The following is a 26,681-nucleotide window of genomic DNA, read 5'->3' as shown; positions in this document are numbered from 1 at the left end:
TACGCACGTGATTACCTTTTTCCCGTGCGACCACCATCGAAATGCTCGATGAGCCACAGCAAGCGTCTTTCATCGGCCTTCAACTTCGAGCTATCATCAGATTTTCTCATCCTCGGCGCCGGCTTCGACATTTTGGTTCGCAAGACTCCCGATCGGTAGGCGTCAAAAACAGCCGGATGGATGTAGTATTTACGGCATACCGCCGCAGTGTTGTTGAGGACCTCCGCCGTGTTGCAGATTGCCTGCCGCTCGGTGCGTTTTATCTCCGCAACGGACTCTGGCGGATCCTCCTTGGCAAGCTCCCGGGCGCAATGGAGCGAGGCCCGCCATGTCCTGAAATGCTTCGCCGTGATATCGCCTCCAGACACCTCCTTCAACCAGTGGTTAACGTCCGTAGAGCCGATCGGCCTCCACCGGCCATCGATCTTGTGACAGAAAAGATACTGCCCCGGGAGATCCTGAAGGTCATCGATCAGCTTCGCTATCCGCGAATCATCGACAATGGCCCGATGAAGTTTCCCGGACTTTCCCCGGAAGCGCATTGTCCATCCCTCATCGCCCTTTTTCACGTGCCGGGAAAGGAGCGATGCCAATCCGTAGGTATGGTTCTCGTCGGCGTATCGACGGCTCCCAATCCGAAAGCCCGTGCGATCTAACAGACTGACAATGCCTGCGATGACGCGGCCCCTGGCGTCTCCATCTTCCTCTAGCGCCGCCCTCGCCCTCTTCCTGATCTTCGGCAGCGCCAGAGCGAACTCGGGCAACTGGCTGAATTTCCTCTCGGCGGCGAACCTGTGCCACCGGGGGTGATAACGATACTGCTTCCTCCCCCTTTCGTCCATCCCGGTCGCCTGGAGATGACCGTGAGGCTTCATGCATATCCACACCGAGTCGTAAGCCGGTGGTATGGCCAGGGATTTGATCCGGTCGATCTCAGGCTGGTCCCGCAGAACGGCACCTTTCGGAAGAAGGTAACGAAAGCCGCGACCTGCCCGACGCCGTCGATAACCCGGCATCCCATCATTCGTATAGACCAAACCGGGGACCCGTCGACATCGCGCGGACTTCGCTTTCTTCATCCAGATCGTTTCGCAGGACACGTGCCATGCGTTCCAAACGAAAAGACACCGACCTGACCTGACCACTTGCCCTGATCTCCTAACAGGGTTGTTCCATGATTCTGATAGGATGCTCTCCGGGATCAGGAAGCTCAGTCTCCCGACCTCAAACCACGTCCGTACTTCACCACTCAATTCCCACTCCCTCTTCGGGAATGAGGATCTTTTCACTGATTCCCAGTCGGTCCGCTTCCTGAAGCAAGCGGTTCACCGGTTCTTCCAGCGGTTCATTTCCCAGCGGAAAGGTTCCGTAGTGCATCGGAATCATCACCTTGGCGCCAATCTCGGCAAAGGCTCTGACCGCCTCCTCAGGATTCAAATGCACATCTCGTCCGCTGGGAGCTTCATACGCACCGATCGGCATCAGTGCGACATCGATGCCAGGAAGGCGCCGCCCGATTTCCGAAAAGCCATCGAACCACGCGCTGTCGCCGCAGTGGAACACGCTCTTCCCACCCGCTTCAATCAGGTAGCCCCCGAAATCACGATGCGTATCATGAAGGTAGCGAGCGCCCCAATGGTGGCTCGGCGTGTGGGTCACATGCAGCTCGGCGAACTCCTTGCGATCCCATATCTTCATTTCGTGCACGCTCGGAAATCCAAGCCGCTTCACCAGTGAGCCGCTGCCTTTTGGCACCACGATACCCTCCCGCGCCTGCAGCACACGCAAACTCGGCTTATGCAGGTGATCAAAGTGCGCATGCGTCACCAAAACCAGATCAAGCTCTGGAATATCCCGCAGCGGGAGCCCCGGTCGACGCTGCCGCCGTACAAAGCCATGCCAGTTCGCCCAGTTCGGGTCGACCATCAGCGAGTGATCGGCAAACTGAATGTAAAATCCGGCGTGGCCCACCCAGGTGAGCCTCACCTTGCCCGCCTCCGGCGCATCAAAGATGGGCGCCTGCTCCGCACCATCCGGCCTGCGGAACATTCCGGGAACTATTCGATGACGGAAGAACTTATAATTCCGCTGAGGCCAGCCTTTTTGCGGCTTCAACCCTGAATAGCGGGTTTCTACCCGTTTCTCATTCGATCCTCCGTCCTTCATCATGGTTTCTCCTCAGTGACGAGCCAAAGCTCACTCGTAGGCCTTCGAAATTTTCTCAGCCCAGTCCCTGGCCCGCTCGGAAAAACTCCGCTCATCACCGGCATAAGAAATGCCCCGGGACACATTGATCACATCCGGGGCCTCACGCCCGGCCGAGGCCAAATCCGCAAGATCCCCACCCTGAGCGCCGAGACCCGGCACCAGCAGCGGCGAGTCCGGAATCTTCGCGAGCACACCAGCCGCATTTGTCAGCCCGACGACATAGCCGGCATCGGTCGCCTTCCCTTCCGCCTTCGCGCGTTCGCCAAGCGCGGTCACCAACTCAAATACCGAGCGCCCGTCGGCCAGCTGCTGGCGTTGGAAATCCGCGGAGCCCGTATTCGACGTCACCGCCAACAAGTAGATCCCCTTCCCTTCCCAACCGAGGAAGGGCTCGATCGAATCGTAGCCGAGAAAGGGATTCAGCGTCACTGCATCGACATTCCAGTGACTGAAATAACTATGAGCATAGTACTTCTGCGTCTCCCCGATATCACTGCGCTTGGCATCCAGAATAATTGGCACCTCCTTCGGCATCGCGCCGAGCAGTTCCTCGAGAATTTCAATCCCGCGAAGCCCCATCGCTTCGAAGTAAGCCATATTCGGCTTGAAAGCCGCGGCCTGCTCCCAGGTGCCATCGATGAGGCGTTTGAGAAAATCCGGCACCGCCTCGATCCCGTCGTCTCCGGGCCGCGGGTCGATCCCGACACACAGGCGGGAGCCCGTCTCATCAATCCGTTTCTGAAGTCGTTCTGCGTAGCGCATGGCCGAATAGTGGCGCGTGTTGCCACAGGGAGCAACCCGAGATCCGTGTCAACCCGGAGAAGATGCCGCATCCAGCACCCCGTTCGTCGCATTCTCAGAATTCGACTGCGGCTCAGGACCGAGTGATGACCTCGCATTCAGGTTTCTCACCCCACCCCGGAGCGCAAATCCCGCGCCGACCAGACCGTTCCCGCCAACTCCGCCAGCGCGCCACGCGGTTTTCTTGCTCCATCCATCCGCCGCAATCCAAATCGCTCACGGCATTCTCGGAAAACCTCATCAACGAACTCCCGCCCCCCTATCGCCACACCGTCCGTGAAATACCTCACCCGATGGCAGATCACCCTCGAGATCGCCAAATCGCTTCCCCGCCCCTCCATCGCCGCCAACTCCTTATGCACCCTCTCTTCCTTCATCCCTTTCCGCTTCACTTGGCCGTCGATCCTCACCTCGGCAGCCGCAGCGAGCAACAAAGCCCGATACTCCTTGGCGAGCCCTCCCTGAGCCCAGGCCCGCGCCGTGCCCACGTGGCCATCCCCGAGCTTCAGCGCCCGCACCAATCCACCACGCGCCCGCTTTCCTCCCGCCACCGCTTCCGCATAGCCACTCCAACGGTAGTCCGCCGGATCTTCACAAATCCCTGCCCGCACCGGATTCAAATCGATGTAGGCTGCCATCGTCCGCGACGCAACACCGTTCTCGACCATCACGCTTGTGAATCGCTGCTCCCACAGCCGCCCGGTCCGATCGTGTGCCTTATTGAACCAGTGACTGAAGCGCTGCAGCAGCACCTTCATGAACTCGCTCAAATCCTGCATCCGGTAGCTGTAGGACTTCTTGAGTGCCGCCTCCGCCACCTTGTTCCCGCGCTTCCTCAAATCCGCCAACTCCTCCGCCACCGCCGCCACGCGGCCCTTGGAATACAGCGCCCGAAGCCGCTCGAACAAGAGTTCATCCGATAGCCCCTCTTCCGGCATCGGCGGCACTTCCAGCAGGATGTGAAAGTGGTTGGACATCACGCAGTAAGTCAGCACCCGGCAGCCCGTGAAGTTCTCCGCCATGCGCATGAACATCCGGAACTTCTCCTTCTCCTCCGGCCCGAACGCAAAACGCCGCTCCACCACCCGCGAAACCACATGGTAGACACTCGGCTTCTCTGTCGAATCCTTCCAAGGGCTAATCCACCGCTTCTTCGCCATAACGGGGAAGAGCTTGAACTCCGCAAATCACAGCGTCAATGGGATTCTGATAAAGGGTGTGTCCTTTTCTACGCGAGGGCAAATCCACCGCTTCTTCGCCATAACGGGGAAGAGCTTGAACTCCGCAAATCACAGCGTCAATGGGATTCTGATAAAAGGTGTGTCCTTTTCTACGTGTCCTTTTCTACGGGGAGGCGGGCAAAGCCGCCGCACGCCCGGCCGGGTGGCATGTGCGGGGGAAATTGAGCGCCAGCGAACCAATCGCGTGCTGGCGCGGGGGCTGCCCGGCCGGAGGTGACTTGTGACTGCGCGGTAATGCGGAGCGCGGGCGGCACGGGGGGACCCTTTGGGGGGACCCGTGACGGGGGCGGGCACTCCGCATTACGCCGCGCACGTCACAAGCTCACCGCAGGCCAGCAGCTCGCGTGACAGCACGCCGGTGGGGGCTTTTGCAGCGGCGCGGAGCGTGACCGACATCTACTGGAATTGCCGTAACCACCTCAACGATTGCAAGATTTATCACCGGAAACCTTTTTGCTGCAACCGTAGTAATCATCTCGACGGTCGCGCCGTTCTTGACGTTAAAGCCAGTTACAGAGCCGGATTAGTCTTCATCATCTGAAATTCGACGCACGACTCGCTCTGCCACTATTGAGGGGGCAATCACCGAAATAAGCGATGCCACCAATAGCTCGACCATTGCCAGGACTCCTTTATGCTGAAACTTCTCAAGAACCAACCAAGCCGAGAGAGAAATGAGGCCTATGCAAACAATGGCCAAAACAATCCGAACTACGACGATCATTTGATTAGCTCTTTGCCGATGTCCCGCAGAAGCCGATAGGCACTAGGAATGAGCGTTGGTGCTTTTTCAACCGATTTTGTGGACACCTTGATGCATACCTCAGTGCTTTTTGCGCCCATCCATCTCGCGATTCGGGCGCTGTTAATCGCGCTCACATAGACACCCTTTCCAAAGAGCCCTCGGCCCGCATTGATTACTCCCTGTGTTCGAATTGAAGCTGCCGCCGCACTTGACGTAAAATGATACATCGTATTGGGCGCTAAAGCCACCAATCCCCCTCTTGCTGCAAGGCCTCCATGAATACCCAACGCGAAGGTCACACCCGGACGAGTCATTTCTCGGAACTCGTCATCCTCCCTGACGCATCTCGCAAATGCCTTGGTGTAATGAAAAGGATCCCATTCTTCCCCCCGCCGCTGCGCGGCGTTGTATTGCCCCATCCCCCATGGACTGAACGGATCGTATAAACCTAGCGGATCCATACCATTGATTGGATCATTCCCGACGTAGGCGTAGAGATTCGGCCCCTCGGGAAGCATCTCCGCCATCTCCCCGGTGACGTTTTCAAGCGGATCCGGTGATAGCCACCTACCAAGGTTCGGATCATACGCGCGGTAGTGCGCCAGCACCAACTCCGTCTTGCCAGCAACCAGCGCCGCCCGCGTGAAGTGCCCTGTGTAGCCAAAGTCGCAACCGCCGAGATAGGCGGGAACCTGGGTGATCGTCGTGCGTTTGCCGTAGGCATCGTAGTCGTAGCGGGCTTGCAGACTGCCGTCCTGTTTCACCACTTCACGCACGCTTCCGAGGTGGTCACGCGTGTAGAAGTAACTCCCGGCATCCGCTCCGCCAACCCGCAGCTCACCATCTCCATAGAACTTCTTCTCGATCACTCCAGCCGCGCTTCGCTGGAGCAGCAGCTCAACGCCGTCCCAATGGAACTTCCGGCTCAGAGTCCCATTCACGCTTTCGCTGACCTTCTGGCCCATCGCGCTGTAGGTCCATTCGATCCGCTGGGCACCCCAGTTCACCGCTTTCAGACGATCCGCCCCATCCCATTCAAAGCTTCTAACCACCGTGCCGCCGGGATCCTTCTCCCAAAGCAAGTTGCCGTTCAAATCGTAGCCGTAGGTCGACTGCGTGCCGCCGACCTGAACACTGTAAGTCTGCTCGGTCTTGTTGCCGTTCGCATCGGTGGCGGTGATGCCGAAGGTATTCGCGCCCTCCTGCACCGCGATCTCCCGGCGGAACGTGAAGTCGCCCGTTCCAGGAATGCCTGTCACCGTGGCAGGCTGACCGTCCACATTGACCGTCGCCGCTTCATCCATCTCACCCTCCACCACCGTGCGCCCTGCGCCGCCGATCTTCTGCAAGCGGTTCATCGCATCGTTGGTCCGGTGGGTAGTGCTGCTGGAATCCCCCACCGCATACCAGTTCCCGGCAGGATCATAGCTCCAGCTCCCGCGCTTCGTTTCGCTACCCAGCGCGTTGGTCTCCACCAAGCCCGTTAGTTCACCTGCTCGTGAATAGCCCAGCTTCCAGCTCTTCCCATTCGCTGGGCTCGCATCAAGCTGCCGCGACCATTTGCTGACCCGACCTCCAAGGTCATACTCGTAGCCGAACTTCGATACCGTTGTCCCGGCACGGCTGTGGTGGATTTCCTTCAGCCCAAGCGCGTTCGCTCCCGCGTTTGCCGGATACCAGTCGAACTGCGTGCTCATGCCATTTGGCCGGGACAAAGCGTTCATCTTCCCGGTCAGATTACCCGGATTGTAAGTGGCATTGAAAGTGCCAAGTTCGTTGACCGACTGGGTCAAGCGACCGAGCGAATCAATCGTCACCCCGCTGGAATGAAGCACCGTGCCCGCATCGCTGCGAACTTGGCGGAGATTTCCCCTACCGCGCCAGTCATACGCTTGGCGGATGGTGTCATCGGCAAGCGGACCATTTTGTTCGTAGAGCTGCCCCGCACCATTCGAGCCATTGAGAGCGATGTAGCTGTAACTCGTGGTTCCAATGCTGTCCGTCCACGAGGTCATTCTGCCGAGCGGGTCTGGCTTTCCGCTCCCGTCAAGGTAGCTGAAACTCGCATCCGGGGTATTGGCCGCATGGTAGTCGACCAGCGATGTCATGCCATCCGCTGTGTAAGTGAAGGTCACGGTGGGGTGCCCGCTGCCCTGATCATTCGGCCGGGTGACGCTTTCCAAGCGTCCCGAACGGGGCTGGTAGGAATAGCTCGTCTTGGTCCCGTCATGGGCGATCTTTTCAAGCACTCGGCCATCGGTGGCCCGCTTCCACTGGGTGACGGAACCGCGCGGATCGATCAGCTTTCGCATGTCGCCGCATCGACACCACTCATACGAGGTCACTCGACCCTCCTCCCAGCTGATATGCAACCCGTGAGAGTATAATCTGCACTTGTGACATTGCTGCTTGCACCTCCTAACCACGCTTTTGCCTTAAGCGTTTGTGACTTCGCGATGAAAATGGTGGATCCTGAGATTACTGCTGCATCGGCCGTACTTGGGTCGATACCATTTGTCGTATAAAAAATGTCCGCACCTGGAGTGCCGCAGGTCACTGTAACCTCAAAGCCTACCGCAGACTCTAGGGACCCCGGACTAAATGCAGGCTGATCAACAGCGCTCACTAGGGGCCAAGACAAAAAAAGATAACCGACGATTGGCCATACGAGGCCGGAGGCACTTTTCATTTTTATATGTGTAGCTATCCATTGGAGTTAAGGATCGCCACGTTCAAGAAAATTCTTCAATCCTAACAAAAATATCGCTCCGACCTCTCCTTACTTGAGCGAATTCGGATGCCCCTCATAAACGTGAACAAACCCGTGATCCGTGTCACTTTTAGGGCAGCCGCATTTGCGAACCGCTGAAAATCTTCCGATTCATCCGGCTCTCCGTGGCGATGACGAACACCACTGCCACCAACTGCGCCACCAGCAGTGCCATTTTCGAGCCGTGATCGAGAGTGAAAAGCTTCCCGAAGCAACCGCAATCCGCATCAAGTCCGCGAACCCACGCCTGTCCTGAGACGAAGATGAAAAGGAAGGTCAATGCCGCAGCACCTCGCGACGCCCCACGAGCCAGCCACCCCGTCATCAGGCAGAGCCCGACGATGATCTCAAACCACGGCACAAAGTAGGCGACCGGAAGGTTCCAAGGGTCTTTCAGGATCTCGAACTTGCCCACCTGGCGGGAGAAGGCGGGGATTCCCCCGGCCTGAAACACCTTCAGCGCGCCGAAAACCAGAAACCAGAATCCCAGCCCCACGCGGACGGTGAGAATGGTGTAATCCCATGGGGTCTTCGGCGTCATTGTTCCTGCGAATTTAAGCACCGCTCCCGCCGCTTCCAAGCGCGGAATCCTGTGGATCTTTTCGGTCCTCAGGCTACGCTGTCAGGATGCTTCGATTGCTGCCCCTTTTTGTCGCCGTCATCGGCCTCCTCCCCCTCTCCGCGAGCGCAGGATCGCGCTTAAAGAAGCCTGCACCCGTCCATTATGATCTGCGCGAAGGCGACATCGTCTTCCAAGGCAATGCCGGCCCGCAAAGCGATGCGGTCCGCGCCGCGACCGGTTCTCCCTTCACCCACTGCGGCATCGTTTTCAAAAAAGACGGCCAGTTCCTGGTGATGGAGGCCATCCAGCCGGTGCAGGTCACCCCTCTCGAGCGCTTCATCCAGCGCAGCCTGCCCGGCACCTTCCACGCCATGCGCCTCAAGCAAGCCGTCGATCCCGCCTCGCTGATCAGCGCCCGCAACTGGGCCGCCAAGCAGGCCGGACTGCCCTACGACGTGCACTTTCGCTGGGACGACGAAAAACTCTACTGCTCCGAGTTCGTCTGGAAGGCCTATGAAAAGGCCGGTGTGAAACTCTGCGAGAAGCGCCCCTTCCGCAGCTACGAACTCGAAGCACCCGCCGTGAAGCAGGTCATCGACCAGCGCTACGGCGGCCTCGACAAGCTGCCCCTCGACGAACCTGCCGTCGCTCCCGGCGACCTCGCCGCCTCGCCCTTGCTGGTCGAAGTCCCCCGCTTGACGAAAAAGAACTGAGTGATGGGGAGATTTTGAGGTTTAAAATTACGCGTTTAAGGGTTCCCTGTTCGCGTGACAGTCACCGACCTCCTCCAACAGCTCGTCCGGATTCCTTCGGTCAACCCCGACAACTCGCCGGGAACCGATCGCACGGGCGAAAAGGACATCGCCGATTTCCTCGCGGCCTGGCTGCGCGAGATCGGTGCTGATGTGACGCTCGATGAGATCCGACCCGGTCGCCCGAACCTGATCGCCCGCTTCGCCCCACTCGATGGACGGCCGCGCATCCTCCTCGGTCCGCATCTCGATACCGTCGGGGTCGGCGGCATGACCATCGATCCCTTCGCCGCCGAGATTCGCGATGGCAAGATCTGGGGCCGCGGTACCTCCGACACCAAGGGCCCGATGGCCGCCATGCTCTGGGGACTCAAGCAGAACGCCGCCGCCTTGAAGGACTCCCCGGTCGCCATCGACTTCGTCGGCTTCATGGGAGAGGAGTCCTCGCAGTGGGGTTCGATCCAGTTCGGGAAAACTTACGGGAAGGACTACCAGTTCGCCATCGTCGGCGAGCCGACCTCCCTCGACGTCGTCAACACCACCAAGGGCTCCCTCTGGGCCACCCTGCGGGCCAAGGGCAAAGCCGCCCACTCCTCGCAACCGGAGCGCGGCGAAAACGCCGTCATGAAGCTCGCCCGCTCGCTCGACCAACTGGAGCAGGAGCTCATCCCCAAACTCGCCAGCTTCACCCACCCCATCCTCGGTCACTCGACGATGAACATCGGCGTCTTCCACGGCGGATCACGACCGAACATCGTCCCCGATCACGCCGAAGCCGAAGTCGACATCCGCATTACCCCCTCTCTAACAGAAGCAGGTGGTGCGCTCGCACTTATCCAGAAATCCCTCGCCGGTCAGGACATCGAGATCCTTGCTCCCGTGGAAAAGCCCCCCATGGAAACCCCCGCCGACAATCCATGGATCAAGCGGATTCTAGCGGTGAAGCCCGACTCCAAAACCGTCGGCGCCCCATGGTTCTCAGACGCCTCCCACCTGTCGGAAGTCGGCATCCCCTCCATCTGCATGGGCCCCGGTTCCATCGACCAGGCGCACACCAAAGACGAATTCATCCGGGTTTCCGATCTGGAACAGGGAGCCGACTTTTTTGACAGTCTGATCCGCGATCTCTCCCATCCCATCGTCTCTTAAAGAACGACGAGAGGCTCCCCCTGTTAGCGGCTCACCTACGGAGCGATTCTTCCTACCCAACTTCGCTCGGGTGAGCTCCAACCACGGAATGAGTCCTCCGCTTTCTCCGCCATAAGTGGTCGGAGTCGTGGCGCATGCTCCGCGGTGGTCGGTGTCCTCGCGCTCGGCGTCCTCGCGCTTGGCGGCGAGCGAAACTTTGAGCCCCTACACGACTCCGTTCGCCCCCAAAATCGGTGACGATATTGGAACTCTATTCCAAATCATCCGACGATCCCCTCAACACTCCCCACGGAGCGATTGAATATCAAGTTTTCCCATGTCTTTTGGCACGAGCCGTCTTTCACTGCCGTCGAAGTGCAACATCTCATTTAAACCTTTAAAACCCAATTAACTTAAGGGTTCCAGCAAGCCTCCGAGCCAGTCAATCGCACCAGAAAAGCATTGCCACCGCTAACACTTTTGCACTAGTACGTTGAGTTGTTATGGCATCATATTTACATCCTGGAGTTTACATTGAAGAGATTCCAAGTGGTTCCAAGCCCATTGAGGGCGTATCAACCTCGGTGGCAGCCTTTGTCGGTGTGTCGCCGCAGGGTCCATCGGGCGAAGCGGTTCTGATCCAAAATCTTGAGGACTACAAAACAGACTTTGGCGGTGTGGCTTCGGAGACCGACGAAATGGGCCTGGCCATTCAGGCATTCTACCTCAACGGCGGCCGCTCGGCCTACATTTGTCGGATCGTTGGCGGAGCATCCACCAGCGCGAGCAACTCCGTGACCGGAGAGGGCACCGGCGCGACCCCGACGCTGATCATTTCCGCTCGAAACGAAGGCGACTGGGGTAATTCCGTCTTCTTCCGAATTATCAAGCCAGACACCTTCAGCACGCTCTTCACTCTGGAAGTCGGCCACCGGGAGAACAATGAATTCGTTGCGGACGAGGTATTCCCCAACCTCTCCATGCGTGCTGAGGACAGCAACTACGCCCTGACTCAAGTCAACGACACATCATCTTTAGTCCGATTAAGTGTCGAATCCACCGCCGCAGAGCTTGGCAACACGGCCGCCCAGTATCAGGACGCCGTCATCGTCGGAAGTCAGCCTCCTGCTGACGACGCGCACTTTACCAGCAATGTAAGCATCCCGGCTTCTCTGACTTTGAATATCAACGGCATCGGCGCGCAGATGATCACAGTGAATACCGTGCTCACTGGCAATCAGACGGCCGATGGCAATGCCCTCGCTGCTGACGTCGAGGCAGCCGTCCACGCGCTCGGCGCGGCGGACCACCTCCAGGCCTTCACCTGCACTTACAACGGTGTGACGCGACGCTTCACCCTGACCTCCCCGGAGGATGGGTCGCAAGCGAGCCTCACCATCTTCAACGGCGAGCTCGCCCGCGCCATGGGCATCGATCCGGGCCAACGCGCCACGCTGACCGGTGGTGCCCTTCCGGCAAATGCTGACCATTTTTCCGCCGCCCTCGCGGGATTCTCCCAGCCGATGGACTTGGTCCTGAATATCGACAACCTCGGCAACCGGACCATCTCCCTCAATGCGGCGACCCTGGGTCTCAGCGGCGACAACGCCAATGACGGCGCCATCATCGCCGCTGCCATCCAGACCGCCGTCAGGGCGATCAATCCCGCGTCGCCCACCTATCGCGACTTCACTGCCATCTACAACGGCTCCAACGAGTTCGTGCTGCGTTCGGGTAGTTCCGAGGCGTCGAGCTCCCAGCTCACCGTCAGCGCTGGCGAACTCGCCACCCATCTGGAACTCGATACCGGCACCACCGTCGGCGGTCGCACGGTCAGCCAGGGCAGCTCCGCGGTCATTCCAATCGAAAGCCTCGGCCTGCTGAATCAGGGGACATCGCTTGAAGACGGCTCACTCGCGGCACCCACGCCCGCGGATTTCAGCAGCTTTTTTGAAAACGTTCTCCGCAAAGTCCGCGATGTCAGCATTCTCGTCATGCCCGGCCAGCAGTGGGCCGCCGACGGCTCGGGAAGCGCCGTTCTCTCGGCAGGCCTCGCCCACTGCGAGTCTCTGAAAAATCGCGTTCTCATCATCGATCCCGAAGAAGGACTCGAGCTCGATCAGGGAGCCACGGTCGATGAGATGGGTCTGCCCACCTCCACCTATTCCGTCCTCTACTACCCATGGGTCGCGGTCGCGAATCCCTTCTACAACGTCGACACCAACCCCACGGCCTCGCGCACCCTCAATATCGGCCCGTCCTCCCTCGCCGCAGGCATGTGGGCGAAGATCGATGGCAAGCGTGGCGTCTGGAAGGCTCCGGCCGGAGTCGAAACCCAACTCCTGGGAGTCTCCGGACTTCAGTATGCCGTGGGCGATGGCGAACAGGACCAACTCAACCCCCTCGGCGTAAACTGCATCCGCAGCCTGCCCAGCTACGGCTCCGTCATCTGGGGTGCCCGCACCCGCTCGACCAAGGCGGATCCGGAATGGCGCTATGTGCCGGTTAGACGCACCGCGATCTTCATCGAGCAAAGCATTTTCAACGGCATCCAATGGGCCGTCTTCGAGGGCAATGACACACCCCTCTGGGGTTCCCTCCGCGCCAATATCGGCGGCTTCATGAACGGCCTGTTCCGCGCCGGCGCCTTCCAGGGAAAAACCGCCAACGATGCCTACTTCGTCCGCTGCGGACTCGGCGACACCATGACCCAGGCCGATATCGACCGCGGCCAGGTCATCGTCGTCGTCGGCTTCGCCCCCCTCAAACCGGCGGAGTTCGTCATCGTCCGCATCCAACAGAAGGTCAATCAACAGTAACCATCCAACCCGAATAACAACTCACCAGAACCATGGCTGCACCACTATTTTCCGCAAACGCCCACCGCTACGACCCTTATCGCACCTTCATGTTCCAAGTCGTCATCGACGGTGCCATCGTCGCCGGCCTCAGCAAAATGGGAGCGCTCAAGAAGACCACCGAATCCGTCAAATGGAGGACCGCCGGCGACCCCGCACACGAACGCGTCCTTCCGGGCGGGACTTCCTACGAACCGGTCTCGCTCGAACAGGGCCTCACCCATGATCCCGTTTTCGAAAACTGGGCCAACCTCGTGAACAACATCCAGGGAAGTGCCGCGATGTCCCTCAAGGACTTCCGCAAGGACATCGTGCTCAATGTGCTCAACCTTCAGGGCTCACTCGCCATTTCCTACAAGCTCTACCGCGCCTGGGTCTCGGATTTCCAGGCACTCCCCGACTTTGATGCCGGATCCATGAATGCGGTCGGAATCCAATCCATCACCCTGCAGCACGAGGGCTGGGAGCGCGACACGGCCGTGACAGAACCGACCGAAAGCTAGGCAATCATGATTCTGCCCGGCGGATTGAAGAGAGGCGATGAGTGGTTGCGGGAGTTCACCCTACGCCCTCTCGACGGACATTCCGAAATCATCCTCTCCGAAACTCTAACAACGCACGAATCCTGGCCAAACCGCCTGACCCGAATCCTGGATTGCTGCGTCTCCCACATCGGCGGAGAAGATGCGGACTTCGATCGTTTGCACGACCTCTGCGTGGGCGATCGACACGTCATCGTCCGCGCACTCATTCTCCAACTCGGCAGCGATCTCACCTGGTTCACTCAGGATTGTTCCGACTGCGGTGAGAAATTTGATTTCTCCCTCCGCTACTCGGATCTTCCCCTGAAGCCTGCGGGCAAATCGTTTCCGGAAGTGACCGTCAAGCTGCCGAATCACGACGAGCCATGGACCTTCCGCGTCCCGACCGGCCGTGATCAGGACGCACTCGATGGCTACCTGGACGAAGCCATGGTCAGGAAGAAGATGATCCAGCTCCTTTTGATTTCCGGGTCACGGATCGAATTCACCGACGCTGAAGAAAAGCTGATCGAAAAGGCGATTGAGGAAACCATGCCCGAACTTGGATTCAACGGTCAGGTCACCTGTCCCAACTGCCAATCGGAGACCAGCGTCAGTCTCGACCCCTACGCACGCCTCCGCAGCTTTCAGGCGGATGCCGTCTTCCGGGACGTCGACACCATCGCGCGTCATTACCACTGGAGCGAGCGCGAGATCCTTGGTCTCAGCCGCAGCCGCCGGAAACGCTACCTCGCCATCATCGAATCAACCCATGGGACCTCGCAGGCCACCTCGAGTCACCACGTCGCGTAGACCCCCTATGAGTTTTTTCCAGGACATCTATCGCGATGCGCTCGCCGTTCCGCGAGTCGAACCGAAGCAAACCGGCATCCCGGCGGAGTTGGAAACGCTGGTCCAATCTTCACCTACGCCACCCACAGTAGGCGAGCCGACCGAAAGAACGATCCCATCCAACGATCCTCCTCGCCACCCTACCACCCAGGTCGATCGACCGAGCTCAGCTCTGGATGCTCCGGAGACCGATCCCGAGGAACGCCAAGTTATTGAAACGATTTCAAAGAGATCCGTCATCCGAGATTCAGAGTCGGAAACGGCTCTCCCACCGGAGCCCGAAACCTTGAGCGAAACCATCTACAAGGACCGGGAGATCACTCACGAGATCCCTGTGGAAGTGGCAAAGAATATCATCTCCAAGGAACCGGCCGCGGAAAAAATCAGCACGATCACCGAGGAGAAAGCCCTGCCGACGGAAGCCCATGAGCTCCCCGTCGAGCACATCGACAAGAGCACCATCGAGCCAACGCCCCGCGAGTCCGAGCAGGTGATCCCCACGCACTCCCTTGAAGAAGTGGAACGTCCGGAGACACCAACGAGCATCCCAACGACGCCCTCTCCTGAAGTCATCGAGCGCACGCTGCCTCCCCAGGTGGCGAGTGAAAGAGATGCTCTGAAGGAAGCACCTGCCACCGCCATCGAGCACCTCCCTGCCACGCCAGCCCAAGCCACCCGCCCAGCGCTCCCACCGGCTTCAGAAGCCCCGCAACCGGCCACCCGGAGCCCGCGGGTCACCATCGGTCAGATCGATATCATCATCCAGCCCGACCAGGCCCGCAAGCCGGCCCCCGCCCCAACCACGACTCCCATTCCCTGGCATCAGAAGACCCTGTAGATCATGCCGCTCAAGCCCACATCCCTCTCTCACGCCTGCGCATCCATCCGTTCCTTTTTAAGCGCGAACATGGAGGATGTGCCCGCCGACATCAGCTTGCAGATCGGCTCACCCGGCGAAGTGACCCCGGCCAACGGCAACCAATTGAATCTCTTTTTCTACCGCTTCGAGCCGACGGCCTACGGTCCGATGTCCCGCCCCGGAGATCCCCTTCGCATTCGGCTCTACTGCCTGTTTTCCGCGTTCGGCGTTCCTATCGACAATGTCAGCGGTGGTGAAAATGAAATGCGGATGCTCGGTGAGGTCATGCGGCTTTTCCACGAGTCCCCGATTCTCGCACTGTCCGAGTTCATCCCGCCAGGTGCGAGCCATGGCGACCCCTTCCGCGCCGAAGCCATCTTCCACTCCCTCAGCGAAGATCAGGTCAGCCAATTCTGGAATGTCAGCGGCGATCAGGGAATCCGGCCGTCGATTGCCTACGAATTCTCACTCATCCCTATCGTCCCCGAAACCCGCCGGGTCGAGCCCCCTCGCGTCGGTGCCATCGGTGCCGAAAGCTTGGCAAAAATGGGTGCCCGCCACGCCCCCGTCACCACCCAAGCCAGTCCGCCTGCGGTCCGCGCCAGCCGGGTCGACATCCGGAATCCGCTTTGGGAACCGCAGATCGCCTGGGTCGCGGGTGGGGCCCTCGCACTCAGCCAGATCCTCACCAAAACCGAGGCCGCCGGACCGCCCCCCCAACTCTGGATCGCCGGAGATCCGGCAGGAACCGTCGAGCTCGTCTGGGAAAGCTGGCGACCGGACACCGGCTGGCAGGAACTGGCCATCGCCAACCCAGCCGCCGCCCCGCATTCCGAGGAGATTGATCCCGAAAATCTTCCACCTGCCACAGCCAGCTTTCCCCAGCAGGTCGCTCTTCCCGCCATCTTCGCCGACGTCCCGTCCAGCCAGGTCATGCTCTACGCCCGGAGAACCGTGAACAACCACCAGCTCCGCAGCAATCCACTCCTCATCAGCATCACCGATTCATGACTCCCACGGCCATCCATCCGGAAACGCCCGTTCTCCCCGTCCTCACCGACGAGTGGGCCCGCATGGAAATGCTCGGTGGCTGCCTGCAGGACGCGCGCCAAGGACGCTCGGTGAGTGATGAACGCCTCACCGAACTGCGCGAAAAGCAGGAAGCCATCCTTCAGCTCCGCAGCGATGCCCGGGCTTGGGCAAACCTTCCCGTCGACGGCCTCAGCATGCTGGAAATGGACATCCTCGTCTGTGCCCTCCTCCCGGAAGTCCAGCCCCGCCTGGCATGGATGTATCAATCGCTGCAACCCGGCCTGAACCATCCTCACGCCACCCTCGCACTGGTCCAGGCCATGCTCGCACTCGATCTGGCGGACGCCGCGATGCTCCGCGGCATTCTTCTACCAGACAAGCCGCTGCGTAAACGCCGTCTGATCGAAGTCGAAGGCAGCGGCCCTTTCCAGATTCTCAAACCCGCCCGAGGAGTCGTCGCCCGCCTGCTCAATGTCCCCGACAATGAAGCACCACCCGGTGCCGTGCTCGTCGAGCAGAAGGCCCACTGGGACGACCTGATCCTCTCTGCCGACAGGAAAGCGATTATCCGCGAATACCTGATGTGGATTCACCACGAGAAAGTGGTCGTCGGTGAGTGGGCGGGGCAACCCGTCGGCGGCCCCGTCGCCCTCTTCACCGGCCGCTCCGGCACCGGCAAAACCTTCGCCGCTCTCGCCATCGCCAACGAACTCGGATGGCCACTCTACCGCGTGGATCTCGGAAAACTGGTGAGCAAATACATTGGAGAAACCGAGAAGAACCTCAACCGCCTGTTCGATGCCGCGCACGGCCAGCCCATCATTCTCCAGTTCGATGAGGTCGACAGCATCATGGGCAAGCGCGGCGACCTTCGCGAGGCGCGCGACCGCTACGCAAACATGGAAGTCAGCCACCTCCTCGCCCGCATCGAACAACATCGCGGGCCGTGTATTCTAACAACGAATCTGCGCGACCACCTGGATACGGCCTTTTACCGACGCTTCCAGGCGGTGGTCGAATTCCCCCAACCGGATGCCGATGCCCGCGCCTTGCTGTGGAACAAGCTCCTTCCCTCGCGCGCGCCGCTTGGCGCGGAAATCGATCTCGATGAGATCGCCTCAGCGGTGAGCCTCACCGGCGGAAATATCCGCAACGCCGCACTCCACGCCGCTTATCTCGCTGCCGACGATGGCACGGAAATCCACCTCCGTCACCTCGCTCTCGCGGTCTGGCGCGAACTCACCAAGAGCGGCAAGGCCATCGATACCCACGACCTCGGCATCCTCGCCTCCCACCTTCCCAAAACCACCGCTTTCTGACCCCATGGAAAACCACCAACTCAACGTCGAAAGAATGCGCCTCAGCCTGCCGTCGGAAATGCGCGGAAAGGAGCGCACTTTCGCCCAACATCTGGCAGGCGAATTCGGCCGTCTGCGCGTCAGCGAAGATACGACGATCGAAAAAATCAGCCTTCCACCCATCACCTACCGCCCGGGTGAAAGCGCGGCCCTGCTCGCCAAGCGGGTCGCCCAGGAATTGAGCCATGTCATGACGAAAGACGGAAACCACGAAACCCAGGGAGGTCGATCATGAAGGGCTTTCTCCTCGAATACGCGCTCTCGCTACCGCCTCTCGTTCTGGTCTTTGAGTTCAATCCCGAGACGATCTCGCGCACGAGAACACTCCAACTATCTAACAGCGAAGTCCCGGGCTTCCGCGGTTACGACTTCGTTTCGCCGCTCGATACCCCACGCGTCGCGCAGGGCGTGTCCGTCGCCGCCGAGGAGTTCAGCATGGAAATCCTGTTAGATGCCACCGACCGCATGAATACCGGCGACCCCATCGCCAGCACGCTCGGAGTCGAGCCGGAACTCGATACGCTCCGCAGCATGCTGGAACCAAAAACCCAGGGGCCGGGCGGAATGCAGATACTCTCCAGCCTCGGGCTCGGTGGCGCACGGGCCTTCCAACGCGACGAACATGCCTCGGTCCTCCTGCTGGTCTGGGGAACCCATGTGCTGCCCGTCTTTCTAACCAGCGTCCAGATCGATGAGAGTGCCCACCTTCCCTCGCTGGTGCCCTACCGCGCCAAGGCCGGGCTCAGCTTCCGGGTCATTGAAGGCGACAACCCGTTCTACAAGGTGGAAAAGATCCGTCAGGCCATCGGCGCAGGCATCAACCTCGCATCCTCCGTTTCCGGATCCATCTCACTCGTATTCTAACACGTCATGATCACCAAGAAGAGCCGCTACGCCCGCACCCGTCCCTTCAGCGGAGAGTTCGCCGGACTCCGCCCGCGTGACATCCACACCGTGGAAGGCGTGATCGAGCACGAAGTGAAAGTGGGTGATCGCCTCGATCACCTGGCCAGGCACTACTACAACAATCAACACCTCTGGTATCACATCATGGATGCAAATCCCGAGTTCTTCTACGGTCAGACATTCGCTGAGAGAGCTTCCCTCGGCGTGATGCTGCTGCGGGAGATGGAAGGCAGCGTCATCCTCATCCCCCGCCTCACCAAGACCTGAAATCACGATGCTTCTCGACCTTTTCAGTGGAAAAAACCTTCAGCCAGCCGAGTGCGTCATTCGGATTGGAGGGGAGGAGATTGTCCACCTCTATCCCTACCTCATCGAGGTAGGCGTGACCATGACGCGTCGCGATGGCACCGAAGCCACGCTGCAATTTCAAACCCGCCGCGATCGCGATGGGCAATGGCTCGTTCAGGATGATCCGCTCATCGAGCCGTGGGCGGAAATCGAGATCATCGCCCGATTCGGTGAAGATGATCAGGAGGTGATGCGCGGCTATTTGAAGAAAGTTTCCGCCAGCTACCCCACGGACGCCGGAACTTCCACCGTCATCATCAGCTGCCAGGATGCCTCGATCCTCATGGACCGCAATCACCGCCGCCGTGTCTGGGGAGCCGAAACACCCACCGACGATCTTCTGATTCTCAGCGAAATGCTGGGCGATGTCGGCCTGGCGCTCGACCCCGAGTCCACGGGTGAAAGCGGGGTGACCTTGAATCAGAACCAGACCGATATTCGGTTCCTCCGGACCCGAAGTCAGGAACTCGGATACGACCTCATCTTCCGCGAGGGCCTGCTCTATTTCGGTCCGTGGCGGCTCGACGACAGCCCTCAGGAAACCATCATCGTTCAGGGCGGACCGGATACCCAGTGCATCTCCTTTTCCCTCGATGAAGACGGCCACACGCCCGACCAGGTCACCTTCGACGTCGCTTCGGAAAGTGGCAGCGATGCCGTCGAGCAGAGTGTTACTCCGAATCAGACACTCCTCGGTCCCGAAGCCGCCGGCAGCGAAAGCTCGGGGCTGGCCGATTTCAACTGGCGCCTCAATCAGCAAGGCGAGGCCAACCCGGATCGCCTCCAGCGAATTGCCCAGACGAAGGCGAATGAGAATGCCTTCAAAATCAAGGCAAGTGGCGAGCTCGATGGGAGCCTCTATGGCTACGTTCTCCACGTCGGAAAGACGGTCGGCGTGGACGGCGTGGGCGAGCGCCACAGCGGCATCTACTACGTCGACCGGGTCGAACACAAATTCGACGGCAATGGCTACCGCCAGTCCTTCCAACTCCTCCGCAACGCCTACGGCGACAACCTGGCCGAAAACCTGCCGGGTGTCCTATCCGCCCTCTAACCATGGATCCTAACAAATATTATGGAAAGTACCGCGGCTTCGTGGTCGACAACGAGGACCCGGAGAAACGTGGCCGCCTGCGCCTGCGTGTCCCTTCCGCGCTCGCCGGCGAGGTTACCGCTTGGGCGCTGCCATGTGCGCCATTCGGAGGTTCGAATGATCAGGGATTCTTCATGATGCCGGTCGTCGGTGCCCAGGTCTGGGCCGAGTTCGAGGAAGGCAATCTGGATTATCCGATCTGGAGCGGGACTTTCTGGCAGAGTAGCGGCGAAGCGCCCGTCGAGAATCCCCAAAAGGCGTCGACCACGCGACTTCTCCGCACCCCTTCCGGCCACAGCCTTCAGTTCGACGACGAGGCGGGGGCGGAATCTTTCCTTTTGACCCACCCGAGCGGCACGGAAATCCGCATCGATGAGAAAGGAACCATCGAGATCAAGGGGGCAAACGGCGAACAACTCACTCTTGATGCCGCGGCGAATATTTCGCTGTCCGATTCTAACAACAACGAGCTGTCGATGAATTCTTCTGGCGTGACCGTGAAGGACGCCAGCGGCAATCAGATCGAAATGGCCGGCTCGGGGATCACGATCAAGGGCAGCGCCGTCACCATTGATGCCGGCATGGTCTCGCTCGGAGGAAGCGGCGGCGAACCGCTTATGAAGGGCACCTCGCTGCTCAGCTGGCTCGCCAGCCACACCCACAACTGCACCGCTCCCGGCACGCCCTCCGGGCCTCCCGTGCCACCGCCCACGCCCGCACTGCTCACCACCAAGACCACCGCCAACTGACTTCATCATGAGCCGTCTCAACAACACCCAATACATGCGCTTTCCCTTCACCATCGGCGAGTCCGGTGCTGCGCTGTCGTCACGGCTCGACCACGTGAGGGAGCAGATCGAGCAGGTGCTCTTCACGCTCTACGGCGAGCGCTGGTATCGGCCCGAGTTCGGCGTGGGCGTCATGGCCCTGGTCTTCGAGCCGAACAATCCCGGCCTCTGGGAAGTCACCAAGAAGCGTCTCCTCGCCTCCCTGGCTGATGCTCTCAAGGGCGAGGTCGACCCCAAGACCCTTTCGGTCAATGTGACCGGCGAAGGGGCCGAACTTTCCATCATCATTTCCTACACGCTCGCGACGATCAATCACACCGAGCGCCAGAAATTCCTCATTGGATCACCCCATGGCTGAGACACCCCAAATCCAACTTACCTTTCAGGACGGCTGCCCGGACTGCGCATCACGCGAGGTCAGGCTGCCGCCCATTCTGCCGCAACCCGGCGACGACTTCGACTGGTTGCTTCGGGACTACGATGGCTTCCGCATGTTCATGATGGAAGAGCTGGCCGCCCGCTTTCCCGAGCGCCGCCGCTGGACCGCCGCCGACATGGAGGTGGTGATCGTCGAGACACTATCCGTCGTGCTCGATCAGCTTTCCGACCAGATGGACCGGGTCGCCTCCGAGGCATTTCTGGAAACCGCACGGCGTCCTCAATCGGTCCGACGTTTGCTGAAACTCATCGGCTACGATGCCGTCCGCCATGAACCGGGACTGGAGCAATTCAAGGCCGACTTTCCCTCCACCGACAGCGATGCCGAGCGGCTGGAGCGCTACTGGCAAAAGTACCCGCACCGCATGGAGCTCGCTCGCGAAGCCGGCCCGCGCTCCATCCGCACCCAGCATCGCATGGTCACGGAAAATGATTACGCCGAACGCCTGGAAGACCATCCACTCGTCAGCCGGGCGGTTGCCTGGAGCGAGTGGCGAGGCTCATGGATGGTGATGACGGTGGCCACCCGGCACGTTTCCGACCTCTCCCTGGAGGACCGCTGGAACGACCTGACACTGGCCGACGGAAGGAAAGAGCATCTTGAAAATGACCTGACACGATTCTCCACGGAACGCGGGTTGCCGGTGACCGATCTTACGGAAAATCCAAGCCTCCGCACCATGCTCCGCCCCTATATCGATGCCTACCGCATGGCCGGAAAAGAGGTCTGTCTCACCGATGCGGAAGCGGTTGGAATCCGCATCGATCTCACCATCCAGGTCAGCCCGAACTACTACCAGTCCGAGGTGCGGAGCTCGGTCTTCCAGGCACTGGGAAATGGGCTCGGTGGATTCTTTGAACCGGGTCGACTGAATTTCGGTGAAGACCTCCATGCCTCCGACCTCTTCGAAGTCGTGAACGCCCTCGAAGGCGTGACGGCGGCCTGCCTGAACACCTTCAAACGCGTCGGCCAGCGCTTTCCAAACCAAGCAGACAACGGCGTGATCCGCCTTGATGGACTGGAATACGCCATCTGCGACTCGAACAACCAGCGTCCCGAACGCGGATACCTCACCCTGAAAATGAAAGGAGGACAGCAGGGATGAAGAAGGACCTCACACGCTGGAACCGCGCCGGGCTGGACGAACTGCACTACGTCGAGGGAAATGCCGTGACCCATCTGGAAGCCCTCCGCAAGGGCATGGTCGAGCAATTCACCGAAGACGGAGCGCTGAAATGGGCCGAACTCGAATCCGGCCAACCGGAAGACGAAAGCGAGCGTGAGGCCCACACTCGCATGCTCGCTCAGTACCACCGCGGCGAGCGCGGCGACTACGCCTGGGAAATCCTTCGCAGCTTTTCCCGCTCCGTCCACGTACTCGGCGGCCACCTGAACACCTTTGCGAATGAAAGTTATCTGCGCACCGCGAATGAATGGGAGCACATTCGCAGGCTGGTAAAAATGATCGATTACCACCCCGCCCCTCCCGCATCGGCGACCACCAAGCTGGCGCTGATGGCCAAGCAGGAAAAAGCCGGCGAGGTGCTGGCAGGATTGGCCGTCAAGAACCAGCCCGAGGACGGCAGCAAAGCGGTCACCTTTGAGACACTCGAAGATATCGTGGTCGATCCCGCGCTGAATCGCATGATGGTCCGCGGATGGAATCAATCACAGATCCCTTTCAGCTATGCTGGAAATGATGGCCATCTTGAGCTCGCAGAGCCGTTGAAGGACGTTTCCGTAGGCAGTCATGCCGTGCTCGTGATGAAACAAGACGTGGCCGCAGCCGTCAGAGTCACTTCCCTCTCGGACACCTCTATTTCCATCGCCGGCGCGGACGCCAGCGGCTCGACCAACGGAGTGAAGTTGAGCGATGTCCAACTCCTGCTGGAACCGGAAATCATCCTGAAACCCCGACTGCGCGGCAGTCAGGTTATGGAACTCGATCAAAACTTCTCCCTCAACGCCGGTCAGTTCGTCGCCTGGTTTCAAAACTCCAGGTGGGAGCTACGCAAAGTCGTTTCGGTCGATGGAAAACGCCTGCAGCTCGACGGCGCTCTTCCTCCTACCGGAACCAGCATCCACCTTGTCGGCGAGCTGGAGCGCGAAACCGGATACTCCGTGACACTCCCCTCACAGCGCCGCTCGACCAAGGTCTGGGACGAACACCTCAACGAGCTCTCCGTGTACGGCTACGACGAGGACAATCAGATCACCCACACGCCGTCCGAAGTCATTCGAGAAGCAGTCATCACCTCGTCAGACAAAGTCCTCTTCCTCCACAGCGACGGCTCGACTCTGGGAAAAGTGATGCGATCCAATCTAACGGAGCTTGAGTTCGATGGCAGCCCAGCCGCCGTGAAATCCGGCGACTGGCTGGTCGCCGCTTCCCCCAGCACTTCGGCCGTGGCGCGGGTCACCCGGATCGATGAAGCAGAAGATCACTTCACCCTCACGGTCTCCGGTCAGGCGATTCCCGAGGACGCGGTGATCCATCTCGGATTTGCCCAAAGCATCCGACCCAAGGGCCATGCGGAAAACCATGCTCCACTCAGTGGCTCCAGCCTTCAACTGGATCTAACAGCCGCTCCGGCCGAGCTCAAGCGCGGCAGGCAACTGATCGCCAGCGCAGCGGGAAAAAGCCAGGAACTCACCATCACCCGAGTGATCGCCGCGCCTCACAGCGTCTCGATCGAGGTGGAGCCAGCGCTTGAGAGCGGATTCACCGCCTTTGAGACGATCCTCTTTGGAAACGTGTCCACGGCTGGCCATGGCGAGTCGAAGCCGGAGAAAGTGCTCGGCAGCGGCGATGCCACGCAGATGAACCAGCAGATGATCCTCGCCGTGCCGGATATCTCCTTCATCCGCGATGCCCACCTTCCCTCGGGAGTTGCCGCGGCGGTGGACCTCGCAGTGGAGGGTCAGATCTGGCAGCAGGTCGCCTCGCTGCACGACTCGCGCCCGGAGGACCCGCATTACACGATCCGGCTGACTGAAGACGGGCATTTGCTCTTCTCCTTTGGCGATGGCTACCACGGGCGCCGCCTACCGAGCGGACGCAGCAACGTCCGCGTCAGCTACCGCGTGGGCAATGGCCTCGCTGGAAATGTCGCGGCCGGATCGCTGTTGCATCTCGCAAAACCCCATCCACGCATCGAAGCCGTCCAGCACCCCATCGAATCCATCGGCGGCAACGACCTGGAAAGCCCCGAATCCCTGCGGGAAAACGCTCCGGCCAGCACCCTCGCCATGGAGCGCGCGGTCTCGCTGGCAGACTTCGAGGCGCTCGCCGTCAAGCACAGCGGCATCTGGCAGGCCAAGGCATTCAACCGACCCGCGGAATTCGGTCATCAGGAACATGTCCGCATCGCCGTCGTTCCGGCAGGCGGTGGAAGCCTCGGGAATCTCGGCGAGGAACTCGTCACCTTCCTGGCTAGCCACGCAACTCCTGGAGTTCTGTTAGACGTCGATGCCTACGATCCCATTCCCTTGAACCTGGATATCGAAGTGCAGGTAAAATCCGAGCAATTCGATCCCTTGGACATCGTCGACGCGGTCCGTGCCCACCTGCTCGATCACTTTTCAATCAGCAAACGAAAACTCGGGGCAGGGCTTTATCGCAGCGAAATCTTCGGAGCCGTCGAGTCCATCGTAGGCGTGGAAAACTGCAGCTGTCGCATCCTGCCCGTCGATCTTCCATCCGGCTTGCCGCCGAGGATTCGGACAGGTTCCGATGGCACGATCCGCGCCATCTGGGCCCGGCCGCAGGAACTCATTCACCTCTCGGACACCCAGTCCCTCCTGAGCATCACCCACAGGGAATTCGAACTCTGACAGAACTAATCATGAACTCCCCGAAATCCACCCTCGGCCACGATCTCTATCAGATCCTTCCCGCTGTCTATCGCGAACGCGATGGCGGAGATCTCGCCAAATACCTGGATACCTGCGGCGAGTTGTTGGATCAATTTCAAGCCACCCTGCAGCAGCGCCTGGCCGATCAGTTTCCCGACAACCCGGAGTCGGGGCCCGCCTGCCAGGATTGGTTGCTCCCCTACTTCGCCGATCTGCTGGATGTCCGCTTGCACTCGCCACTGCCGGACGGCCAGCGAGATGAGATTTCCAACGCGATTTCCTGGCGTCAACGAAAGGGCACGCTGGCCGTGATCGAACAAGTGGTGGAGGCCATCTCGCAGGCCGAAGCGGTGATTCATGAAGGCTGGCAGCGGGTCGCAATGACACCCCGCATCGGCAAGCCCCTGCTCTCGGCGACCGTTCACGGTTACGACGACGATGCCCCGGAGGAACTGATCAACCGCCACCCGGACCTCCCAGCGGTCACGATCGATTTCCGCCACCCCTCCGGCGCGGTAAAAGCCGATTCCGACGGCCCGGGAATCCAGAATTCCAACATCGAGGGAATTCCCAGACGCTGGCGTCAGGCGAGCCGCCACGGCACACCCTGCCACCAGGGAAGCTACGAGGATCACAGCCGGCGCAGCGTGGATTTCCGCTCATCCAACTGGAGAACCGGCCACTTCCATCCACGCAAGTTGCTCCTCTACACCGCCCCACCCGCCGGGTTTTTCCCTGAAAACATGGAAGCCGTGCTGTGGACCGACCGGGACAATGAGGACGGTCGTTTCCAACAATGGATCGAAAGAATCGAGCAAGAAGATGGACGGGTCATCTATCGCAACCGGACCTGGGGCACCGATGATTTCGTCCCCGTGCGCATCCGCCGCACCGTTGAGCTCGATACGCACGAAAGCGGTCACGAGCTTCTTTGGCGTTTCGAGGGCATCGTTTTCGAAAACACCTTGTTAGTGCATCACGGGCGGGTCGAGTTGCTGGATTGCGCGGCCCGCAAGGTCGAGCTGCACGGCATCGAGTTCGATCGGCCAATCCTCAGCGCCCGCAACTGCCTATTCAAAAGCATCCAGGCCGCGCGGGGGTTGTGCCGCCTCGAATACTGCACGGTGCTCGCCGATGCGCTCATTGAAATCCCGCAGGCGAGCGACTGCATTTTCCTCGAAGCCATCGACCGTCATCACCGCGACGACACCCCTCCGCAGCGCGGCTGCATCCGCTACTCGCGCATCGCCGCCGACCAGGAGAGCGAAGGCATGAGACTCATCAGAAACACCCGCGATCACCCCGAATTCTTCAGTGAACGTTTCGGAGAACGGGGTGCCGGAGTGCTCCACCCGGCCGTCGCCGAATCCATTTCCCACGGCGCCGAGGACGGCTGGGAAATGGGCGCCTTTCACGATTTCCACCACTGCCGCATCCGCACCGCCACCGTGGAAAAACTCAAAGACTACCTCCCCATCGGCTACCAGGCCGTGCTCATCCCCGACGAACGACTCCCGGACGCGCCGGAAAAATCCATTTCCCAATAACTCACCCCCATTTGCATT

24 protein-coding genes are annotated in these 26,681 nt (G+C 60.0%); 17 read left to right on the top strand and 7 right to left on the bottom strand.

Annotated features, from left to right (window positions below; translation table 11 throughout):
- Positions 1-11 precede the first annotated feature (11 nt).
- The 7 genes from ACFQY0_RS01580 to ACFQY0_RS01550 form a co-directional block, all read right to left on the bottom strand.
- Entirely contained in the window at positions 12-1,079 is a 1,068-nt protein-coding gene (locus tag ACFQY0_RS01580; RefSeq protein ID WP_379708374.1) for a DNA topoisomerase IB, read from the bottom strand.
- A gap of 163 nt (positions 1,080-1,242) precedes the next feature.
- The gene (locus tag ACFQY0_RS01575; RefSeq protein ID WP_379708372.1) at positions 1,243-2,049 is read right to left on the bottom strand and encodes an MBL fold metallo-hydrolase; all 807 of its coding nucleotides are present in this window, start codon (positions 2,047-2,049) and stop codon (positions 1,243-1,245) included.
- Between the two features lie 147 nt (positions 2,050-2,196).
- On the bottom strand, positions 2,197-2,970 hold the full coding sequence (pyrF, locus tag ACFQY0_RS01570) for an orotidine-5'-phosphate decarboxylase (protein WP_379708370.1): 774 nt from the start codon (positions 2,968-2,970) through the stop codon (positions 2,197-2,199).
- A gap of 146 nt (positions 2,971-3,116) precedes the next feature.
- Positions 3,117-4,169, bottom strand: a complete 1,053-nt coding sequence (locus ACFQY0_RS01565) for a transposase (RefSeq protein ID WP_379708368.1) — start codon at positions 4,167-4,169, stop codon at positions 3,117-3,119.
- Positions 4,170-4,970: 801 nt separating this feature from the next.
- Positions 4,971-7,307 (bottom strand): RHS repeat domain-containing protein, encoded by a 2,337-nt coding sequence (locus ACFQY0_RS01560; protein WP_379708366.1) that lies wholly within the window; start codon positions 7,305-7,307, stop codon positions 4,971-4,973.
- 29 nt (positions 7,308-7,336) lie between these two features.
- Complete coding sequence (locus ACFQY0_RS01555) at positions 7,337-7,684, bottom strand: chitobiase/beta-hexosaminidase C-terminal domain-containing protein (protein WP_379708364.1); 348 nt, start codon at positions 7,682-7,684, stop codon at positions 7,337-7,339.
- 151 nt (positions 7,685-7,835) lie between these two features.
- Positions 7,836-8,306: a MauE/DoxX family redox-associated membrane protein gene (locus ACFQY0_RS01550; RefSeq protein ID WP_379708362.1), complete on the bottom strand. Its 471-nt coding sequence runs from the start codon at positions 8,304-8,306 to the stop codon at positions 7,836-7,838.
- 86 nt (positions 8,307-8,392) lie between these two features.
- Between ACFQY0_RS01550 and ACFQY0_RS01545 the strand changes: the two genes are divergently transcribed.
- The 17 genes from ACFQY0_RS01545 to ACFQY0_RS01465 all read left to right on the top strand — a co-directional run bounded on the left by ACFQY0_RS01545 (position 8,393) and on the right by ACFQY0_RS01465 (position 26,663).
- Positions 8,393-9,040 carry a YiiX/YebB-like N1pC/P60 family cysteine hydrolase gene (locus ACFQY0_RS01545; RefSeq protein WP_379708360.1) on the top strand — a complete coding sequence of 216 codons (648 nt, stop codon included), beginning with the start codon at positions 8,393-8,395 and terminating at the stop codon, positions 9,038-9,040.
- Between the two features lie 54 nt (positions 9,041-9,094).
- Positions 9,095-10,228, top strand: coding sequence for a M20 family metallopeptidase (locus ACFQY0_RS01540; protein WP_379708358.1), 1,134 nt, complete (start codon positions 9,095-9,097; stop codon positions 10,226-10,228).
- 482 nt (positions 10,229-10,710) lie between these two features.
- Positions 10,711-13,026 (top strand): phage tail sheath family protein, encoded by a 2,316-nt coding sequence (locus ACFQY0_RS01535; protein ID WP_379708356.1) that lies wholly within the window; start codon positions 10,711-10,713, stop codon positions 13,024-13,026.
- 32 nt (positions 13,027-13,058) lie between these two features.
- Positions 13,059-13,568 carry a phage tail protein gene (locus ACFQY0_RS01530; protein ID WP_379708354.1) on the top strand — a complete coding sequence of 170 codons (510 nt, stop codon included), beginning with the start codon at positions 13,059-13,061 and terminating at the stop codon, positions 13,566-13,568.
- Between the two features lie 6 nt (positions 13,569-13,574).
- On the top strand, positions 13,575-14,399 hold the full coding sequence (locus ACFQY0_RS01525) for a hypothetical protein (protein WP_379708352.1): 825 nt from the start codon (positions 13,575-13,577) through the stop codon (positions 14,397-14,399).
- Positions 14,400-14,406: 7 nt separating this feature from the next.
- Positions 14,407-15,276: a hypothetical protein gene (locus ACFQY0_RS01520; RefSeq protein ID WP_379708350.1), complete on the top strand. Its 870-nt coding sequence runs from the start codon at positions 14,407-14,409 to the stop codon at positions 15,274-15,276.
- 3 nt (positions 15,277-15,279) lie between these two features.
- Positions 15,280-16,308 carry a Pvc16 family protein gene (locus ACFQY0_RS01515; RefSeq protein WP_379708348.1) on the top strand — a complete coding sequence of 343 codons (1,029 nt, stop codon included), beginning with the start codon at positions 15,280-15,282 and terminating at the stop codon, positions 16,306-16,308.
- Entirely contained in the window at positions 16,305-17,648 is a 1,344-nt protein-coding gene (locus tag ACFQY0_RS01510; protein WP_379708346.1) for an ATP-binding protein, read from the top strand. The genes ACFQY0_RS01515 and ACFQY0_RS01510 overlap by 4 nt, the downstream gene beginning before the upstream one ends.
- Positions 17,649-17,652: 4 nt before the next feature.
- Positions 17,653-17,922, top strand: a complete 270-nt coding sequence (locus ACFQY0_RS01505) for a hypothetical protein (protein ID WP_379708344.1) — start codon at positions 17,653-17,655, stop codon at positions 17,920-17,922.
- A complete protein-coding gene (locus ACFQY0_RS01500; protein WP_379708342.1) occupies positions 17,919-18,551 on the top strand; it encodes a hypothetical protein in 633 nt (210 codons plus the stop codon). Before ACFQY0_RS01505 ends, ACFQY0_RS01500 begins: the two co-directional genes overlap by 4 nt.
- 6 nt (positions 18,552-18,557) lie before the next feature.
- Complete coding sequence (locus ACFQY0_RS01495; protein WP_379708340.1) at positions 18,558-18,860, top strand: hypothetical protein; 303 nt, start codon at positions 18,558-18,560, stop codon at positions 18,858-18,860.
- A 7-nt stretch (positions 18,861-18,867) separates the two neighbouring features.
- The gene (locus ACFQY0_RS01490; RefSeq protein ID WP_379708338.1) at positions 18,868-19,995 is read left to right on the top strand and encodes a phage late control D family protein; all 1,128 of its coding nucleotides are present in this window, start codon (positions 18,868-18,870) and stop codon (positions 19,993-19,995) included.
- Positions 19,996-19,997: 2 nt separating this feature from the next.
- Entirely contained in the window at positions 19,998-20,783 is a 786-nt protein-coding gene (locus ACFQY0_RS01485; RefSeq protein WP_379708336.1) for a phage baseplate assembly protein V, read from the top strand.
- 7 nt (positions 20,784-20,790) lie between these two features.
- Positions 20,791-21,180, top strand: a complete 390-nt coding sequence (locus ACFQY0_RS01480; protein WP_379708334.1) for a GPW/gp25 family protein — start codon at positions 20,791-20,793, stop codon at positions 21,178-21,180.
- Entirely contained in the window at positions 21,173-22,366 is a 1,194-nt protein-coding gene (locus tag ACFQY0_RS01475) for a baseplate J/gp47 family protein (RefSeq protein WP_379708332.1), read from the top strand. The genes ACFQY0_RS01480 and ACFQY0_RS01475 overlap by 8 nt, the downstream gene beginning before the upstream one ends.
- The gene (locus tag ACFQY0_RS01470) at positions 22,363-25,095 is read left to right on the top strand and encodes a baseplate J/gp47 family protein (protein WP_379708330.1); all 2,733 of its coding nucleotides are present in this window, start codon (positions 22,363-22,365) and stop codon (positions 25,093-25,095) included. Before ACFQY0_RS01475 ends, ACFQY0_RS01470 begins: the two co-directional genes overlap by 4 nt.
- A gap of 11 nt (positions 25,096-25,106) precedes the next feature.
- On the top strand, positions 25,107-26,663 hold the full coding sequence (locus ACFQY0_RS01465) for a phage tail protein (RefSeq protein ID WP_379708328.1): 1,557 nt from the start codon (positions 25,107-25,109) through the stop codon (positions 26,661-26,663).
- Positions 26,664-26,681 lie beyond the last annotated feature (18 nt).

It is taken from the genome of Haloferula chungangensis, from assembly GCF_042664875.1.
GTDB lineage: Bacteria > Verrucomicrobiota > Verrucomicrobiia > Verrucomicrobiales > Akkermansiaceae > Haloferula > Haloferula chungangensis.
This window is presented reverse-complemented; position numbering and strand designations above follow the sequence as displayed.

Excerpts from the sequence above, each read along its gene's own strand:
- ACFQY0_RS01525 (WP_379708352.1), top strand. The coding sequence starts at position 13,575 with ATGATTCTGCCCGGCGGATTGAAGAGAGGCGATGAGTGGTTGCGGGAG.
- ACFQY0_RS01510 (WP_379708346.1), top strand. The coding sequence starts at position 16,305 with ATGACTCCCACGGCCATCCATCCGGAAACGCCCGTTCTCCCCGTCCTC.
- ACFQY0_RS01505 (WP_379708344.1), top strand. The coding sequence starts at position 17,653 with ATGGAAAACCACCAACTCAACGTCGAAAGAATGCGCCTCAGCCTGCCG.
- ACFQY0_RS01560 (WP_379708366.1), bottom strand. The coding sequence starts at position 7,307 with ATGCGAAAGCTGATCGATCCGCGCGGTTCCGTCACCCAGTGGAAGCGG.
- ACFQY0_RS01550 (WP_379708362.1), bottom strand. The coding sequence starts at position 8,306 with ATGACGCCGAAGACCCCATGGGATTACACCATTCTCACCGTCCGCGTG.
- ACFQY0_RS01475 (WP_379708332.1), top strand. The coding sequence starts at position 21,173 with ATGGCTGAGACACCCCAAATCCAACTTACCTTTCAGGACGGCTGCCCG.
- ACFQY0_RS01470 (WP_379708330.1), top strand. The coding sequence starts at position 22,363 with ATGAAGAAGGACCTCACACGCTGGAACCGCGCCGGGCTGGACGAACTG.
- ACFQY0_RS01485 (WP_379708336.1), top strand. The coding sequence starts at position 19,998 with ATGGATCCTAACAAATATTATGGAAAGTACCGCGGCTTCGTGGTCGAC.
- ACFQY0_RS01580 (WP_379708374.1), bottom strand. The coding sequence starts at position 1,079 with ATGAAGAAAGCGAAGTCCGCGCGATGTCGACGGGTCCCCGGTTTGGTC.
- ACFQY0_RS01465 (WP_379708328.1), top strand. The coding sequence starts at position 25,107 with ATGAACTCCCCGAAATCCACCCTCGGCCACGATCTCTATCAGATCCTT.
- ACFQY0_RS01480 (WP_379708334.1), top strand. The coding sequence starts at position 20,791 with ATGAGCCGTCTCAACAACACCCAATACATGCGCTTTCCCTTCACCATC.
- ACFQY0_RS01545 (WP_379708360.1), top strand. The coding sequence starts at position 8,393 with ATGCTTCGATTGCTGCCCCTTTTTGTCGCCGTCATCGGCCTCCTCCCC.
- ACFQY0_RS01535 (WP_379708356.1), top strand. The coding sequence starts at position 10,711 with ATGGCATCATATTTACATCCTGGAGTTTACATTGAAGAGATTCCAAGT.
- ACFQY0_RS01530 (WP_379708354.1), top strand. The coding sequence starts at position 13,059 with ATGGCTGCACCACTATTTTCCGCAAACGCCCACCGCTACGACCCTTAT.
- ACFQY0_RS01565 (WP_379708368.1), bottom strand. The coding sequence starts at position 4,169 with ATGGCGAAGAAGCGGTGGATTAGCCCTTGGAAGGATTCGACAGAGAAG.
- ACFQY0_RS01490 (WP_379708338.1), top strand. The coding sequence starts at position 18,868 with ATGCTTCTCGACCTTTTCAGTGGAAAAAACCTTCAGCCAGCCGAGTGC.
- pyrF (WP_379708370.1), bottom strand. The coding sequence starts at position 2,970 with ATGCGCTACGCAGAACGACTTCAGAAACGGATTGATGAGACGGGCTCC.
- ACFQY0_RS01500 (WP_379708342.1), top strand. The coding sequence starts at position 17,919 with ATGAAGGGCTTTCTCCTCGAATACGCGCTCTCGCTACCGCCTCTCGTT.
- ACFQY0_RS01520 (WP_379708350.1), top strand. The coding sequence starts at position 14,407 with ATGAGTTTTTTCCAGGACATCTATCGCGATGCGCTCGCCGTTCCGCGA.
- ACFQY0_RS01495 (WP_379708340.1), top strand. The coding sequence starts at position 18,558 with ATGATCACCAAGAAGAGCCGCTACGCCCGCACCCGTCCCTTCAGCGGA.
- ACFQY0_RS01515 (WP_379708348.1), top strand. The coding sequence starts at position 15,280 with ATGCCGCTCAAGCCCACATCCCTCTCTCACGCCTGCGCATCCATCCGT.
- ACFQY0_RS01575 (WP_379708372.1), bottom strand. The coding sequence starts at position 2,049 with ATGTTCCGCAGGCCGGATGGTGCGGAGCAGGCGCCCATCTTTGATGCG.
- ACFQY0_RS01555 (WP_379708364.1), bottom strand. The coding sequence starts at position 7,684 with ATGAAAAGTGCCTCCGGCCTCGTATGGCCAATCGTCGGTTATCTTTTT.